General features: G+C 54.3%; 15 protein-coding genes and 1 pseudogene. 12 read left to right on the forward strand and 4 right to left on the reverse strand.

From position 1 onward, the window contains the following. Positions 1-334: 334 nt before the first annotated feature. Positions 335-1,018, reverse strand: a complete 684-nt coding sequence (locus tag AC559G_RS22620; RefSeq protein WP_498914844.1) for an O-methyltransferase — start codon at positions 1,016-1,018, stop codon at positions 335-337. A 246-nt stretch (positions 1,019-1,264) separates the two neighbouring features. On the opposite strand from AC559G_RS22620, the gene AC559G_RS22625 reads away from it, so the two are divergent. Genes AC559G_RS22625 through AC559G_RS22650 form a run of 6 tightly spaced genes read left to right on the forward strand, consistent with a single transcriptional unit; the run spans position 1,265 to position 6,800 of the window. Then, the gene (locus tag AC559G_RS22625) at positions 1,265-2,293 is read left to right on the forward strand and encodes a LacI family DNA-binding transcriptional regulator (RefSeq protein WP_498914846.1); all 1,029 of its coding nucleotides are present in this window, start codon (positions 1,265-1,267) and stop codon (positions 2,291-2,293) included. Then, complete coding sequence (locus AC559G_RS22630; RefSeq protein WP_498914848.1) at positions 2,290-3,294, forward strand: ABC transporter substrate-binding protein; 1,005 nt, start codon at positions 2,290-2,292, stop codon at positions 3,292-3,294. Before AC559G_RS22625 ends, AC559G_RS22630 begins: the two co-directional genes overlap by 4 nt. Then, complete coding sequence (locus AC559G_RS22635) at positions 3,294-4,172, forward strand: ABC transporter permease (RefSeq protein WP_498914849.1); 879 nt, start codon at positions 3,294-3,296, stop codon at positions 4,170-4,172. The genes AC559G_RS22630 and AC559G_RS22635 overlap by 1 nt, the downstream gene beginning before the upstream one ends. Next, positions 4,169-4,978, forward strand: a complete 810-nt coding sequence (locus AC559G_RS22640; protein WP_498914850.1) for an ABC transporter permease — start codon at positions 4,169-4,171, stop codon at positions 4,976-4,978. Before AC559G_RS22635 ends, AC559G_RS22640 begins: the two co-directional genes overlap by 4 nt. Next, positions 4,975-5,958, forward strand: coding sequence for an ABC transporter ATP-binding protein (locus AC559G_RS22645; RefSeq protein WP_498914851.1), 984 nt, complete (start codon positions 4,975-4,977; stop codon positions 5,956-5,958). The genes AC559G_RS22640 and AC559G_RS22645 overlap by 4 nt, the downstream gene beginning before the upstream one ends. Positions 5,959-5,963: 5 nt before the next feature. Beyond that, positions 5,964-6,800, forward strand: a complete 837-nt coding sequence (locus AC559G_RS22650; protein WP_498914885.1) for a phosphodiesterase — start codon at positions 5,964-5,966, stop codon at positions 6,798-6,800. Between the two features lie 529 nt (positions 6,801-7,329). On the opposite strand, the gene AC559G_RS22655 is transcribed toward AC559G_RS22650, so the two are convergent. Beyond that, positions 7,330-7,761, reverse strand: coding sequence for a DUF4225 domain-containing protein (locus tag AC559G_RS22655; protein ID WP_498914852.1), 432 nt, complete (start codon positions 7,759-7,761; stop codon positions 7,330-7,332). 85 nt (positions 7,762-7,846) lie between these two features. Here AC559G_RS22655 and AC559G_RS22660 point away from each other — a divergent pair, with 85 nt between their 5' ends. Then, positions 7,847-8,173 carry a hypothetical protein gene (locus AC559G_RS22660; RefSeq protein ID WP_498914854.1) on the forward strand — a complete coding sequence of 109 codons (327 nt, stop codon included), beginning with the start codon at positions 7,847-7,849 and terminating at the stop codon, positions 8,171-8,173. Here the strand turns inward: AC559G_RS22660 and AC559G_RS22665 are convergent. Next, positions 8,166-8,981 (reverse strand): DUF4225 domain-containing protein, encoded by an 816-nt coding sequence (locus AC559G_RS22665; RefSeq protein ID WP_498914855.1) that lies wholly within the window; start codon positions 8,979-8,981, stop codon positions 8,166-8,168. The two genes, AC559G_RS22660 and AC559G_RS22665, sit on opposite strands and share 8 nt — an antisense overlap. Before the next feature lie 482 nt (positions 8,982-9,463). Here AC559G_RS22665 and AC559G_RS22670 point away from each other — a divergent pair, with 482 nt between their 5' ends. Then, positions 9,464-10,411, forward strand: a complete 948-nt coding sequence (locus AC559G_RS22670) for an AEC family transporter (RefSeq protein WP_498914857.1) — start codon at positions 9,464-9,466, stop codon at positions 10,409-10,411. A 301-nt stretch (positions 10,412-10,712) separates the two neighbouring features. Next, entirely contained in the window at positions 10,713-12,398 is a 1,686-nt protein-coding gene (locus AC559G_RS22675; RefSeq protein WP_498914859.1) for an NAD-dependent malic enzyme, read from the forward strand. Positions 12,399-12,496: 98 nt separating this feature from the next. Here the strand turns inward: AC559G_RS22675 and AC559G_RS22680 are convergent, their stop codons facing one another. Then, the gene (locus AC559G_RS22680) at positions 12,497-13,279 is read right to left on the reverse strand and encodes a DsbA family protein (RefSeq protein ID WP_498914861.1); all 783 of its coding nucleotides are present in this window, start codon (positions 13,277-13,279) and stop codon (positions 12,497-12,499) included. A gap of 566 nt (positions 13,280-13,845) precedes the next feature. Here AC559G_RS22680 and AC559G_RS22685 point away from each other — a divergent pair. The 3 genes and pseudogenes from AC559G_RS22685 to AC559G_RS22695 form a co-directional block, all read left to right on the forward strand. Then, entirely contained in the window at positions 13,846-14,163 is a 318-nt protein-coding gene (locus AC559G_RS22685) for a hypothetical protein (RefSeq protein WP_498914866.1), read from the forward strand. A 163-nt stretch (positions 14,164-14,326) separates the two neighbouring features. Continuing rightward, entirely contained in the window at positions 14,327-15,046 is a 720-nt protein-coding gene (locus AC559G_RS22690; RefSeq protein ID WP_498914867.1) for an HNH endonuclease, read from the forward strand. A gap of 15 nt (positions 15,047-15,061) precedes the next feature. Beyond that, positions 15,062-15,345 (forward strand): annotated as a pseudogene (locus tag AC559G_RS22695) (transposase); the annotation flags it as partial. Positions 15,346-15,972 lie beyond the last annotated feature (627 nt).

Genomic DNA, 15,972 nt, shown 5'->3' on the forward strand with positions numbered 1-15,972 from the left:
CATAGGCGAAACCGCCAGGACGGCGGTTTCAGGCGAGACAGGCAGGGACGCCTGTCGTAGCCGGCCGTGATGCGAAGTGCCACAGTGAGGGTAGCCGCGCAGCGGCCGCCTGATATGGCGCAGGCGCGGGTCGTAAGGGGCTGCGCCCACGGCCTCTAACTCGGGCGCGGGCTACGGTGCGACAAAAAGCCACGATATTATGGCGACCGAAACCCTCTCCGGCCTCAACAAAGAACGTTGACGAAACCGTACTCTGCTACCACCAACGTAACGGAAATTGCCTTAATCGTTCCGCGTTTCTCGATAACTACAATCACCAAATCCAAACGATAAATTATTCAGCCTTAACAACCGCTATCGCAAACCCATCCCAACCTTTCTCGCCAACGGTCTGAATCGCAGTGGCATCAAGGCACGGACAATCAGCGAGCATCTGGAAAAATTCACGCACACCCTGAACATGCACATCATCACTTTCAGGATCGATCACCGCGCCCCCACGCACGATATTATCCGCAATAATCACCGTGCCGGGGCGTGATAACCGCAACGCCCATTGCAAGTAGTGCGGGTTATTTTTCTTGTCGGCATCAATGAAAATCATATCGAACGGGCCGGCTAACGTGGGCAACACATCAAGCGCAGCCCCGATATGCAGATCGACACGTGCAGCTACGCCGGCATGCTCGATATTCGCTAATGCCACCAGAGCATGGTGCTTGTCAGCCTCAATGGTGATGATCTTGCCATTTGGTGCCAGTGCCCGCGCCATCACAATGGTGCTATACCCGCCAAGCGTGCCGATCTCCAGCACCCGCGTTGCCTGCAACATCCTGATGAACACCGCCAGCAGTTTGCCTTGTGTTGCGGATACATCGTGCGCAGGCAACCCCGCCTGCGCATTAGCAGCAAGCACCGAATCCAGGCCTGCGTCTGAAGGCGCAAGCAGACCCGAAAAATAAGCATCGACGCTCGAGCATTTTTCACTCTCTGCCATAGGGTAGTCAGGGACACGCATAATTCAGCTCCAGTGTTTTGAAGGGCAATAAAAATCAACCCGGCAAGAATACGCACGATGACATGTCACTATGATTATAGGCTCACGAACGCCGGCTGTTAGCCATCTGCTAGCCGTAATGTTTAAACAAAACCGCCTGCTTATATAGAACACATTTGCGTCATCCCCGCTTCATAAAACTGACATCTGCGCCGCATAGGCTAATGCGCAATGAGATCGATCTCATTGGCGAACAAGAGACAACGGATGACCGATTTACTAAGCGTTGCCCGCCTGGCGGGCGTATCACGGGCCACCGCCGCACGCACCTTCTCCGCACCGGAAAAAGTGCGCGAGGCCACGCGCAACAAAGTGTATGCCGCATCAAAAACGCTGGGCTTTCGCCCCAACTATGTGGCGCGCCAACTGCGTACCCAGTCCACCCGCATTATCGGCGTAATGTTGCCGACTCTCAGCAACCCGGTGTTTAGCGAACAACTGCAGGCGATGGAAAACGTTGCTCGCGCCGGCGGCTATTCGCTGATGGTGGCGACCACTAATTACGATCCGGCGCGCGAATCCGCCGTGCTGGAAAACCTGCTGCGCCAGCGGGTTGACGGGCTGGTGTTGACCGTCGCCGACGCCCGGGCCAGCCAATGCCTGGAAAAGTTGGAACAGGAAACCCTGCCGGTGGTGCTGGTACATAACCCAGCCGCCGGCCGCCGCTTTGTCACCGTTAGCGTGGATAACCAGCAGGCGATGCACCAGGCGACGCGCCATTTGCTCACCCTCGGCCACACCCGCATCGGCATGGCCGCCGGGCCGGTTCAACAATCCGACCGCGCCCAACTGCGCTACCAGGGTTACTGCCAGGCGATGGCGGATGCCGGGTTGGCACCGCTGCCGCTGATTGAAATGGCGCACCACACCCGCGTGGATATCGACACGTTGCGCCCGTGGCTCGGCGCGCCGCAAGGGCTGACCGCCCTGCTCTGCTCGAACGATCTGCTGGCTTTGAGCGCCATCGGCAACCTGCAACGCCTTGGCTACCGCATCCCGGAACAGCTTTCCGTGGTGGGCTTTGACGGCATCGCGCTGGGCGAGATGGTCTGCCCGGCGCTGTGCTCCGTGGTGCAGCCGCAGCGCGAACTAGGCACCGTGGCGATGGAAAGCATGCTAGGGCTGCTCGCCGGTGAAGACGTGTGCTCCCAAACATTGGATATCGCGCTGCGCCACGGCGAAAGCACCGCCGCGGCGCAGGTTTTCTGTTGTACCACTACCAAGGAAACATCATGAAAAAATCGATCTTCTCCGCACTGTGCCTGAGCGGCACGCTACTGCTCTCGGCGCAAACCCAGGCGGCCACCGCCATCTGTTACAACTGCCCGCCGGAATGGGCGGACTGGGGCACCCAGTTGAAAGCTATCGCCAGGGACACCGGCATTGTGGTGCCGCAGGATAATAAAAACTCCGGCCAGTCGCTGGCCCAGTTGGTGGCGGAAAAAGCCAACCCGGTTGCCGACGTGGTTTACCTCGGCGTGACGTTCGGCATCCAGGCGGCCAAATCGGACGTGCTGGCACCCTATCAACCCGCCGGCTGGGATGAGATACCGGCAGACATGAAAGATCCGGCGGGCAAATGGGTGGCGCTGCATTCCGGCACCATCGGCTTTATGGTGAATGTGGATGCCCTGAACGGCGCGCCAGTGCCGCAATCCTGGGACGATCTGCTCAAACCGGAATACAAGGGCATGGTCGGCTATCTGGATCCGGCCAGCGCGTTCGTCGGCTACGCCGCCGCCGTTGCCGCCAACCTGGCGAAAGGCGGCACGCTGGATGACTTTACGCCGGGCATCAACTACTTCAAACAGCTGATCAAGAACCAGCCGATTGTGCCGAAGCAAACCGCCTATGCCCGCGTGCTCTCCGGCGAGATACCGATTCTGCTGGATTATGACTTCAACGCTTACCGCGCCAAATACAAAGATCACGCCAACGTGGCGTTCGTCATCCCCAAAGAGGGCAGCATCAAAGTGCCTTACGTGATCAGCCTGGTGAAAAACGCCCCGCACAGCAGCGACGGGAAAAAAGTGATCAACTATGTGCTCTCTGACCGCGGCCAGGCGATTTGGGCCAACGCCTGGCTGCGGCCAGTGCGTGAAAGCGCGATGTCTGCCACCGCCAAGGCGCAGTTCCTGCCGGACAGCGACTACGCCCGCGCCCGCACGGTCAATTACCAGCACATGGCCGATGTGCAAAAAGCCTTCTCCGCCCGTTACCTGAGCGAGGTTAAGTAATGGCGACAACCTGGCAAAACGCTGCGCCGCGCGCCCAAAGCGGGGGGCGGCCGGCCCGGCGCCTGCCGCGTGCCGTTGGCTTTGCCCTGGCGCCGGTGCTTACAGTGTTCTGCGCCTTTTGGCTGATCCCCTTCGGCTACCTGGTGGTGCTGGGCAGCACGCCGGATAACAGCACAGGGCTGAACGCCTACTGGACGGTGCTGACCCATCCAAACTATTTGCAAAGCCTTGGTATTACCCTGCTGCTTTCGGCCAGTGTCGCGTTGGCCGCAGTGGCGATCGCCACCGTGGTGGCGTGTTTCCTGGCGCGCCAATGCTTCCCCTGCAAGGGGCTGCTGCTGGCGCTGCTCACCTTTCCGCTGGCCTTCCCCGGCGTGGTGGTCGGCTTTTTGATTATCATGCTCGGCGGGCGCCAAGGGCTGTTTGCCCAGTTGGGCGCCGCCACGGTGGGCGAGCGCTGGAGCTTCGCCTACAGCTTGAGCGGGCTGTTCCTCGGCTATCTCTATTTTTCCATCCCGCGCGTGATCATGACGTTGATGGCCGCCTGCGAAAAGCTGGATCGCAGCCTGGAAGAAGCCGCCCGTTCACTGGGCGCCGGCAACGGGCGCATCGTCCGTGATGTGATCCTGCCCGGCCTGGCGCCGGCGCTGCTTTCAAGCCTGGCGCTGTGCTTTGCCACCAGCATGGGGGCCTTCGGCACCGCCTTTACACTAGGGACCGATCTGAACGTCCTGCCGTTAAGCATTTACGGCGAATTCACCAACTACGCCAACTTTGCCACCGCCGCTGCACTCTCGGTGCTGCTGGGGCTGGTGACCTGGGCCGCCCTGTTGCTGGCGCGCCGCCTCTCTGGCGCCACTCTGGAGGCCCCGCTATGAAACGCCCACTGCTGTTTAGCCTGCAGTTCGCCTTCACGCTGCTGGTGTGCCTGTTTTTGATCGTGCCGATCGGCATGTCGGTGATGGCGGGCTTTACCGAAAACTACTTTATCGGCATCAAAAGCGGCCTGACCCTGCGCTGGATTGCCGAAGTATGGGCGCTGTATGCCCCCACCTTCTGGCTTTCGCTGCTGATTGCGCTGGCCTGCCTGGCGTGCACGCTGTTGCTGGGGGTGCCGGCCGCCTGGGGGCTGCTGAAAAGTTCTTCGCGCACCGCCGCCTGGATTGAGGAATGCCTGATGCTGCCGGTCGCCATTCCGGGGCTGGCGACCGCGCTCGGGCTGCTGTTGGTTTACGGCGGCATCCCGGCGCTGCGCGCAAGCTGGGTGTTCATTCTGATCGGCCACGTGCTCTTTACCCTGCCCTTTATGGTGCGCCCGGTGCTGGCGGTGATGAAGACCGCGGGCCTGCAACAGATGGAAGAGGCCGCCGCCAGCCTGGGAGCGGGCAGCCTGCGCCGTTTTTTCACGGTGGTGGTGCCCAACTGCCTTTCCGGCATTCTGGCCGGCGCGTTTATGGTGGTCACTTTGTCGATCGGTGAATTCAATATCACCTGGATGTTGCATACCCCGCTGACCAAAACCCTGCCGGTCGGGCTGGCCGATAGCTACGCCTCAATGCGGCTGGAGATTGGCTCGGCCTACACGACATTGTTTTTACTGATGATTATCCCGCTGCTGGTGGCGCTGCATTTTCTTGGCCGCCCGCGCAGCCAGCCGATGAAAAAGAAAGAGGTATCCTCATGAGCCACCCTGTCGGCATCCGCCTGCACCGCTGTGCCCGCACCTTCGGGCGCGATCACACCGCGCTTCATCCGCTGGATCTGACTATCCACCCCGGCGAAACCCTGGTGCTGCTCGGCCCTTCCGGCTGCGGCAAAACCACCACCTTGCGCATTATCAGCGGCCTTGAGCACAGCGACGCCGGCGGCGAAGTGTGGTTTGACGAGCGCAACGTCACCGCACTGCCGATTGAAAAACGCAACGTCGGCATGGTGTTCCAGAACTATGCCCTGTTCCCCAACCTGAACGTAGCGGGCAATGTAGCCTATGGCCTGCGGATTATGCGGCTGCCGGAAGCGGAGATCAGCTCGCGGGTGGCCGAGATGCTGGCGATGGTGGATCTGGGCGACGTTGCCGAACGGCCAATCCAGGCGCTTTCCGGCGGGCAGAAACAGCGCGTTTCGCTGGCCCGGGCGCTGGCGGCACGCCCCAAAGTGCTGCTGTTTGATGAACCGCTGGCGGCGCTGGACGCCAAACTGCGCGAGAAGCTGCGCGAAGACATCGGCATGTTGCTGGAACGGCTTGGCATTACCGCGGTATATGTCACCCACGATCAGCAGGAAGCCATGGCGTTGGGCGACAGGATCGCCGTAATGCGCCACGGGCGTATCGAGCAAATCGGCACGCCGCGCGAAATTTACCATCAGCCCGCCACCGCCTTTGTCGCGGACTTTGTCGGGGCCATCAACCGCCTGCCGATCGACGGCGGCGAGTATTACTGCCGCCCGGAAGATATCCGCCTGGGCAACGCCGAGCAGGCATTGCTGACCGGGCGGGTGCTGCACAGTACCTTTCTCGGCCAGAACCAGCGGGTGCTGATAGACACCGGCCACGGCCGCCCGGTGCAGGTGGACTGCCCGGCGCGCGAAAGCTGGCAGCCCGGCCAACCGGTGGGGCTGCACGCCAGCGCCACGAACCTGTTCCAGATCCACGCCCAACCCTAAGGAGCCTGTCGTTGAATACTTCTTTTGTTCTCGCCCAGATAAGCGATCTGCACGTAAAAACTGCCGGTCGCCTTTCTTACCGCAAAGTGGATACGTTGGGGGCGTTACAGGCCTGCGTGGCGCACCTTAACGCGCTGGCGCCGCGCCCCGATGCGGTGGCGATCACCGGTGATTTAACCGATTTCGGCACGCCGGAAGAATATGCCGAAGTGCGCAGCGTGCTGGATACGCTGGCTATCCCCTGGTTTGCCATCCCCGGCAACCACGATGCGCGCCCGGCGTTCCGCCAGGCCTTTGCCGATCGCCCCTGGCTGCCGCACAACGGTGAATTCCTGCACTGGGCGGTGGAGGATTACCCGGTGCGGCTGATCGGGCTGGATTCCACCGTGCCGGGCAAACCCTGGGGGGAACTGGGCGCAGAACGCCTGGCCTGGCTTGCCGCCCAACTGGCCAGCCAACCGGAAAAGCCCGCGATTGTGATGCTTCATCACCATCCGTTTATCAGCGGCATCGATCATATGGACCGGCAGAACCTGCGCGATGCACCGGCGCTGAAGCAGGTGCTGGCGGGCGCGCCGCAGGTGATGCGGGTGCTGTGCGGCCACGTGCATCGTTTTATGGTGGCGCAGTTGGGCAATACGGTAGTGTGCAGCGCGCCGGGCGCTTCGCACCAGGTGGCGCCAGATTTTACCCCGGGCGGCCCGGCGAACTTTGTGCTGGAGCCCCCCGGCCTGCTACTGCACCGCTGGGACGCGCAGCAAGGCATGGTGACGCACTATTGCCCAATCGGGCAGTTCCCCGGCCCATGGCCATTCTATGATGAAAATGGGTTGATTGACTGAAGATTTGCAGGCGACCATCAACAAAATATAATCCACTGATATTAAACAACAATATCAGATTTTATTGAGACTTCTCCGTCGTGCGGATCGATGAGTTGCTCGTTATCTGGTATATCTGCCAGATAACGTAGCACGATCAGCCAGTTAAGGATTAAAAGGCATGATAGTTAGTGAAGAAGCACTATTACGATCTGGTTTCAGCCACGCAGAACTGCAACGTATCAAGAATAACGTAGAACGCTATGGTGGCACTCTGGCAGAGTGCCATTCAGGATTTAGCGAATAAGTTCAGAGTCGTTCTTTGGGTAACGACAGGTTGCCTGATAGTTTTTATATTACTTTTGTTATTTTCTTCAACGCCAACCCTTGTCGGTGGCGGCATATCACTGCTAATCGCCATCATGATCGTGACCTTCATACAGCCTCCACTCCTTTCTTACAAATCTTGGCGATACGGGAAAAACAACAAGGATTAATTGTTATCGCCGCCAGTGGTCAGGAGATCAAAAACCACTTTGGCTGTCACACCCTATTTCACGATTTTCATCGTGAGTTTGGGGCGACTCATAGTATCAACTTTTCGATAATAGTCAGTTGGAAGATAACGGAATAATCGCCATGCTCCAGGGTGCCTCAGTAAGCCTAAAATGCTATAAGCGTTCGCTGTAAGCGTCACTGCCTTATAAACGCCTAAGCCATTATCACGGCTAAACCCCATAAACTCAGCGGTAGACATAGCAGCATTAGCAGCAAAACCTTCAGATGTGGGTTCATTCAGAACCTGATGAGCAAATTCCTTGCTCAAACTATTAAACCCATCGGTTACGAGTATAGCTCCTGCTAGTACGCCTAACGGGTTCGAACTAGCAATTAACGTTGTACCAATGCGATCGAAGATAAACACAAACGCTAGAATAACCAACAGAATTAGGGAACAACATCTGGCTTTACTGGGGAGCACTCGTGATGCGGGTCGATTAGTTGCTTGTTTTCTGGTATACCTGCCGGAAGACTTAGGACGATCAAGTGGTTAAGGGGAAAAAAGCATGATAGTTAGTGAAGAAGCGCTGCTAAAATCTGGTTTTACGCACACAGATCTAAAAAAACTAAAGAACTATCTCATTAAAAATGAGCTGACATTGGATCTCGTTATCGGTGACTTATCCAAGCGTTTTCAGGCAGCAATCGGGTTAACTGCTGCCATTTTAGTCGCCTATGCCTTCGTGCTTACCATGGCATCCAGGGAAAACGTTATCTCGGTTGGCATCGCACTGCTTGTGGCTCTTGCCATAATCTGGTTTTTCCAGCCACCCATTTTGGCTTACAAAGCCTGGACTTTCCGCAGAAAATATAACCGTGGAATAGCTAATTAGTCGAATTATCCATCGTCAGTAAATCGAATATTACTTTCCCTTTGAGTCCATAATCCACTATCTTCATCGTTAGTTTCGGCTTACTCATAGCGCTAACATTACGGTAAAAATCTTGCGGAATATAATGGAACAATCGCCACATATCGGGTTTTCGGATAAGCCCAAATACACCATATACACTTGCGGCAAGGCTAACACTTTTATAAACAGCAAGCCCTGTTTCACTTTTGAAGCCCATAAATTCAGTTGCAGACATCGCCCCATCAGCGAATGCTCCCTGGGAGTTAGGCTTATCAAGAAAGTTGTTATTAATCTCTTTTGAGATTCCGTTTACACCATCCATAACAAGAGTTGCACCGGCTAACATACCGATCGGCGTCATCGTGCCAAAAAGTGCTACGCCACCTGCAATCGTAAGCCCCGACAACACCACACTTACAGCACTGATCACATAACCAACAATTTTGTCATTTTCCAGGATGAACTCTACCTTTGCATAGAGCTTGGCGGTTTGCATCCGCAACATTCGATCCTGCACTTTAAGGTTTTCTATCTCCGCCCTCAGGTTTTTCACACACATCATGCACTCTTTATCAGACTTTGCATTACGAGCAGTAGTAAACTGTTGTTCAATTACATCCCTGATTTCCTGGACAAAATGTAATCGCGTCAAGCCATCACGCAAATGGTACGCTGATATAGCGTTTGCGGTATCAACCAGCTTTCTGGCTTCGAGGTTTACCATCGACTCAGCCCAGGCCTTATTTCTGCCACCTGATTGCATCATTGAAAACAATACTAAATCCATATCCCTGTCTCCATATATTTATCCACTCATCCGATAATACGTTATTGTTCTCGGCTGTAAATTACACGAAATTCTTAAAGGCCATGCCCATACTGGCACGCCGGTGCCGACGTTCTTGCATCACACCGCTCCCCGCTCAGGATGGCCACGCGCTTCACCATGCGGCACTACGGTGCATAGCTAAAACATGCGCCCATGCCCCACCTAAGCGATGAAATATATTTTTACTTTTGCGATAAAAAAGGATATCCCACAATAAAAAACTTTAGTCAGTTAAGTTTAATACACTGAAAAACAAGCGGTAACGCACACTCCGCCATACTAAAAACCACCTGTATATTAATTAAAGTAGGTATTAAGTAATTAATTAAACCAATGCCATGTGATGTTTATCACTACTTCTCTCCGCCCTAATACTTAGATTAATACCAAATTTACTAAAACACCTCACCCTACTAAAAAATGCAAACACAGGAAATATTATGGAATCGTTACTTTTACAATCGTTATTCCCACTTGTATTTATTATGTTACTAGGATGGATGAGCGGTAAATTAGGTTACAGTAAGCGGGAAGATGCCAACGTTTTAGCCACGGTGGTCATCCGGTTCGCACTGCCATTCCATTTATTTGTCGGCGCATTAAATACCGATCCGGAAAAAATACAGAATTTACCGTTTATGGCGGTATTGGTGATCGGCCTGATGGGCTCTTACCTGCTGACATTATTCATTTCACGCTTTATTTTTCGCCACGATATTAAAACCAGCGCCATTCAATCGCTGGTTTGCGCCTTCCCGGACATGGCCTATTTTGGCGCGCCGGTGTTGGCGGTACTGATTGGCCCGGAGGGTTTTCTCGGGGTGCTTATCGGCAATTTGATCACCAGCGTATTGATGATCCCGCTGACCATCGTGCTGTTGCGCATGGGCGATAGCAACGCTTCTGGCGCATCGGCAGAGCTGGGGTTGGGCCGGATGATCATGCAAAACCTGTTCAAGGCCGTGCGCAACCCGATTGTGTGGATCCCAATCCTAGGCGTGCTGATGAGCCTGGCAGGGCTGAAGCTCCCGCACCTGCTGAGTTCGCCAATCGAGATGATGGGCAAAACCGCCGGTGGTATCTCGTTGTTTGCATTGGGTTTGCTGTTCTACGGCGAGCGCCCGACGCTGAACATCCAGACCATCACCAATATCGGCATGAAAAACCTCATCCAGCCGGCCATGATGGCGTTCGCCGGGCTGGCGTTTGGCCTGAGCCACACCTTTATGCAGCAGGTGGTGATTATCGGCGCCACGCCTTCGGCCATTGCTGCCGGTATGTTCGCGCTGCGTAGCGACACCTATGTGGAGTCGGCCTCGTCGTCAATTTTATTGGGCACCGCCATCGGCGTGCTAACACAAGGAGTAATGATCTATGTGATTTCGTAGCTGCATCAGACAGAAGTAGTGAAGGTTTATTCATTAGCAGGCGGGCTTAAAGCCCAAAATAAATTACCAAAATCGCTTTATACCCAAAATCATTCGCGTTGCAGGCAGAAAACACCCACCGCGTTTGGATCGCGTTTTTGCTGGCCCCGCAGAGGAATGGCCCAGGGATGGGCCAGGTAACCAAACCAGCGCACCAGCAACCGGAAAGATAACGGGTATATGCCACGGCGACAGACGATGGTTATATTTCTATCGCCCTTGAACCGTGCGATAAATCCGTCGTACAGGAGCAAGACAAAAAATGTTAAAGATCGAACCGATTTATACACCGTATACTGGCTCAATATTATTAGAAAACCCATTATTGAATAAAGGGCTGGCCTTCACACAGGAAGAACGCGCCGCCTTTAACCTGAACGGCTTATTGCCCGACCAGGTAGAAACAATAAAAGAACAAACCGAACGCGCCTGGGCCCAGTTCTGCCATTTCAAACGCGATATATCAAAACATGTATATTTGCGTAACATTCAGGATACCAATGAAACCTTATTTTATAACCTGGTGCGTGCGCATTTAAGCGAAATCCTGCCGATTATTTATACGCCGACGGTTGGCGAAGCCTGTGAACATTTTTCCGATATTTATCGCCGGCCACGCGGTTTATTTATCTCATGGCCAAATCGCCACCATATCGATGAAATGCTGCAAAGCTTTTCCCGCCATGATATCCGCGTGATCGTCATCACCGACGGCGAGCGCATCCTGGGGCTGGGCGATCAGGGCATCGGCGGTATGGGGATCCCTATCGGCAAACTGGCGCTGTACACCGCCTGCGGCGGCATCAACCCGGCGACCACGCTGCCGATCATGCTGGACGTGGGCACCAATAACGCGCAGCGGCTGGATGATCCGCTATACATGGGCTGGCGCCACCCGCGCATCACCGACGATCAATACCTGGAGTTTATCGATTCGTTCGTCAGCGCGGTGAAGGAACGCTGGCCGAATGTCTTGCTACAGTTCGAGGATTTCGCCCAGAAAAACGCCACGCGTCTGCTTAACCGCTACCGGGATCAGCTCTGCTGCTTCAACGATGATATTCAGGGAACGGCGGCGGTGGCAGTGGGCACACTGCTGGCCGCCAGCCATGCCGCCGGTACGCGTTTACGCGACCAACGGGTGGTGTTCCTGGGCAGCGGTTCAGCCGGGTGCGGCATCGCCGAGAAGATTATCGCCTGCATGGTGGAAGATGGCGCCGATGAACAACAGGCACGTAGCCAGATCTTTATGATTGACCGCTTCGGCCTACTGACCGACGACATGCCGAACCTGCTGGACTTCCAGCAGCGGCTGGTGACGCCGCGCGAAAGCGTTAAGGGCTGGGACACCGATCCAAGCAGCATTTCACTGATGGATGTGGTGCGCCACGTGCACCCGACGGTGCTGGTGGGCGTATCGGGCCAGCCAGGGCTGTTCAGCGAAGAGATTGTGAAAGAGATGCACCGGCACTGCCCGCGGCCGATCATTATGCCGCTGTCGAACCCCACTTCGCGTGCGGAAGCGGCGCCGCAGGATCTGATCGCCTGGACGCAGGGTGCAGCTCTGATCGCTACCGGCAGCCCCTTCGCACCGGTGTTCTATCAGGATCAGCTGTACGATATCGCCCAGTGCAACAACGCCTATATCTTCCCTGGCCTGGGCTTAGGGATTTTGGCGGCCAAAGCGCGGCGGGTGACCGAAGGCATGCTGATGGCGGCCAGCCACGCGCTGGCGGCACATTCACCGCTGGTGCTGACCGAGCAAGGCGGGCTATTGCCGCCGGTGGCGGAAATCGAAACCCTCTCGCGGGCCATTGCCTTTGCGGTGGGCCGCGCTGCACAACAGGATGACGTGGCGCCGGCGATGAGCGAAGACGCATTGCGCACTGCAATTGAAGATATGTTCTGGCAAGCCCAGTACGCACCTTACAAACGCGCGTCTTTCTGACAACCCTTCGGGTGGCCTTTGCCACACCGTTCTCAGCGAAAACCAAGATGCTCTGCGGCATCTTGGTTAATCAAGCCAAACGCCGCCAGAGCACCCGCTTAGTGTGCGGCCTTCTGAATCGCTTGCAACAGATCTTCCGCCGGCACGGCGCCCGGCAGCACACTGATATTTTCCGCCGTGGCATTCTTCACCGGCATCACAATCAACCCAGGCGTCCCGGTTAACCCCAGTTGCTGGGCCAATGCATTGTTGTTGGCCAGCACGCCGTTATAGTCCGCATCCTGCGTTGGCTTGTAGCCCGCAGCGTTACTTGCCGCCGCAATGTCTTCTTCGGTCAGCGCGCCTTCATTGTGCTGGGTGTGATAAATGCCATTATGGTAGGCCATATAGGCCTGCGCGCCCTTCTCTTTCCAGACCGCTAACCCACGCAGAGCCGCCTTACCGGAGTTCTCCCAACGACCGGCGAAAATCGGCCATTCTTTAAAGATGAAACGTACATTCGGGCTGGCCTTCATGACTTTTTCCAGCTCTGGCGCCAGCTTGCTGCAGTAGATGCACTGGTAATCGAAAAACTCGATAACGGCGACGCTAGCGTTAGCCGGGCCGTATGTGGGCGTGTCTTTATCGTTCAGCAGCGCCTGTTGGTTTTTCAACACGTTCGCCACCAGCGTTTGTTGCTGGCGCTCTTCCTGCTGCGCCTGGAGCGTTTGGCTCGCCTGCACCAGCACTTCTGGATGCGCCACCAAATAATCAGCTGCAATTTTACCGATTTGCGCCTGTTGCTCTGGGGTGAACGTGGGCGGCGCATCAGCGGCCTGCGCCAGGCCGCTCAACAACAGTGAAGTGGTAACGGCAACCGCCAGGCGGGTTTTAAAATTCATTGCGTCATTCCTGTAGGGTTAATGTGCTTGTTGCATGCGCCACGTTTGGCTCGCGCCGGTGTTCACATCCGATACAGCCAGATTAATCATTTCCGTTTAAGGAATCTGTATCTTCTGTTGTTGAGGTTGTGTCTAACTGTGAATGGGAGAGTTGGAAAGGGACATATCGCAGCGCCATATAGATTCACGGCCAAATTCATTGGCTGGTTATAACAGCCAATCATGGTGGAAAACTTTGCATGCTACCGTTGCGAACCAGATTCCACTATTGGCAGTAAGTACCTGTAATTTTAAACAGGCTATTTTACCGCCAATACCGCCAGGGTAGAGTTAGCTAGCTGCGGCAAAATCCGCAGCCGGAGTTAGCGTTCCGAATCTGACATATACCGCGGCGTTGTGTAATAATGCCGCAGCTTTAGCTCACCCCTAAATAATGGTGGCTCAGGCGGGGGCTTCGCAAGAAGCGCCGGTTCGTATGTCCCGGTAACGCTAACCCCGCCTGGGCTACCACCCGAGTTTAGCGTCTCTGATGGTAGTCAGTACCTAAGACATACGGAGATGTAATCATGGTTGATACTGCAATCCAAGAACCCGCAACAAGCAGCCTTCCCCTTTACCGTGAACTGTTTGATCAGTTCGACTTACATGCATTAACGCAAACGCAGCTTCTTGATCTGGCAGCACTTTCAGCAGAACACGCAGAAGGATTATGCCATGGGCTGATGCTGTTAGGTGCTCTCCAGCAAAAGATCCCGCAAACCGATTCTCCGCATTGGGAACCGTTGAATCACTACCTTAATGCTACCGCGCATTTGGTGCCTGCGTTATACCAACTGTATGGCCGCGCCCTACGGGAACTGGAGGACTTACCACCGGCGAATTAGATTTCGCCCTAAGAAGACGCGCTTTAGCTAATGCGGCCGAGTCAGGATCCTGGCTCGGCCCGCGGCACGATTAAGGCTATCCTTTTACACGGTGGTTATGGGCTGTTTTCCCCTAAACGAAGTTAAAAGCCATTTGCAATTCGTTATAATATTCAGCAAATTGATGTTATTTGACGATACAGTTAAGCTGATTATGAATAACGATAGATACGCTTGGGGCGAAGAAGATCTAGAAGCATCGGTGCTCGCATATATTGACATGAAACGGAAGTATGATGCCGGTGAGCCGTTTTCCAAAAAATCTTACTACCAACAGCTCGGTGAACAATTTGGCCGCTCGCCGAAGTCATTCGAATATCGAATGCAGAACATCTCTTATGCGTATTTAATGCTCGATCGCGAATGGTTAAAAGGATTAAAACCGGCATCGCATGTCGGTTCCAATAAGCTACAAAAGCTCATAGAGCTCATTTGTCTTCATGACAACATATCGTTAGAAGAAGAAAATCAAACATTTGAGCATCAGGTTGAAAAGCACCTACAAGAAGGTGTTGCAACTAAGCCAACAGGCAACAAATCGCCAATCAAAGTCACGCTGCGTGCGACCACGGTCATTCGCGATCCGAAAGTGAAAGCATTTGTCCTTCAACAGGCAAAGGGGTTTTGTGAGTCTTGTGAAAAAAACGCCCCCTTTTTAGATAGTAAAGGCAATCCCTATCTTGAAGTGCACCACGTTAAGCATTTAGCCGATGGCGGATCCGATACGGTTGAAAATGCAGTTGCCGTATGCCCAAATTGTCACCGAGAACTACACTACTCTCCCCAAAGGCACACAATAATCGCGAGCCTTTATAATAAAATTTCTCGATTAATTAAAGAGTAACGTGCATTAGATAGTTATCCACAGATAAATCGTAGTAGGGAAGCGAGCTGGGCCAACCTGCCGGCGTTCTTCACTTATCCAACTGACATCCGCAAGGTTATTTACACGACCAACGCCATTGAGTTGCTAAACAACGTGATCCGGCATGCGATTAAAAAACGTAAAGTGTTCCCGACGGATGAGTCGGTGAAAAAAGTGGTGTGACTTGTCGCAGAAATGGACGATGCCACTGAAGAACTGGCTCACAGCAATGAGCCGATTTATTATCGGGTTCGGTGCCCCTGGATGGTCACTCCTGAGACGAGGCATTTACACAAAATCCTAAACAGGCTCAAGACAATCGTTTAAGGAGACACATCGGTGCCAGTGAACAAACAAGAGCTACTAAAATCAGGGTTCACACCTAAAGATCTACACAAACTGCAGAATTACTCTTACGAAAACAGTGATTCACTTGAGAGCGTTCTTTCCGATCTAGCCAATCATTTCAGAGCTCTAGTCGGCATTATCATTGGTATTTTGGCTATCACTATTATCACGCTGTTCGTCGGCTCCCGAATACATATCATTTCTTGGTGTGCTGCAGCCGTATTTCTATGTGTACTGTTCAGCATAGTCATGCCGGTCAGTCTTAGCTTTAAATCGTGGAAATTTCGCCGCCGGCAACTCAGTTCCCAGAACGCTCATCAGTGACCAACTCAAACACGACTTTTGCGCTGACGCCCCAACCAACCACTTTCATAGCCAGTTTCTGACGGGACATCGTGTGTACCCTGCGATAATAATCTCTGGGTACATACTGATCCTACCCACGAATAGTGGACACGCTGTTAAGCGAGTAAAATCGTTAACAAGGTGAACCATGACGCAAGCAAAATCTGTGAAGAAGACATCCCGTAATCAATATACCCCGGAGTTTCGCCAGC

It is taken from the genome of Gibbsiella greigii, assembly GCF_039540155.1.
Lineage (GTDB): Bacteria > Pseudomonadota > Gammaproteobacteria > Enterobacterales > Enterobacteriaceae > Gibbsiella > Gibbsiella quercinecans.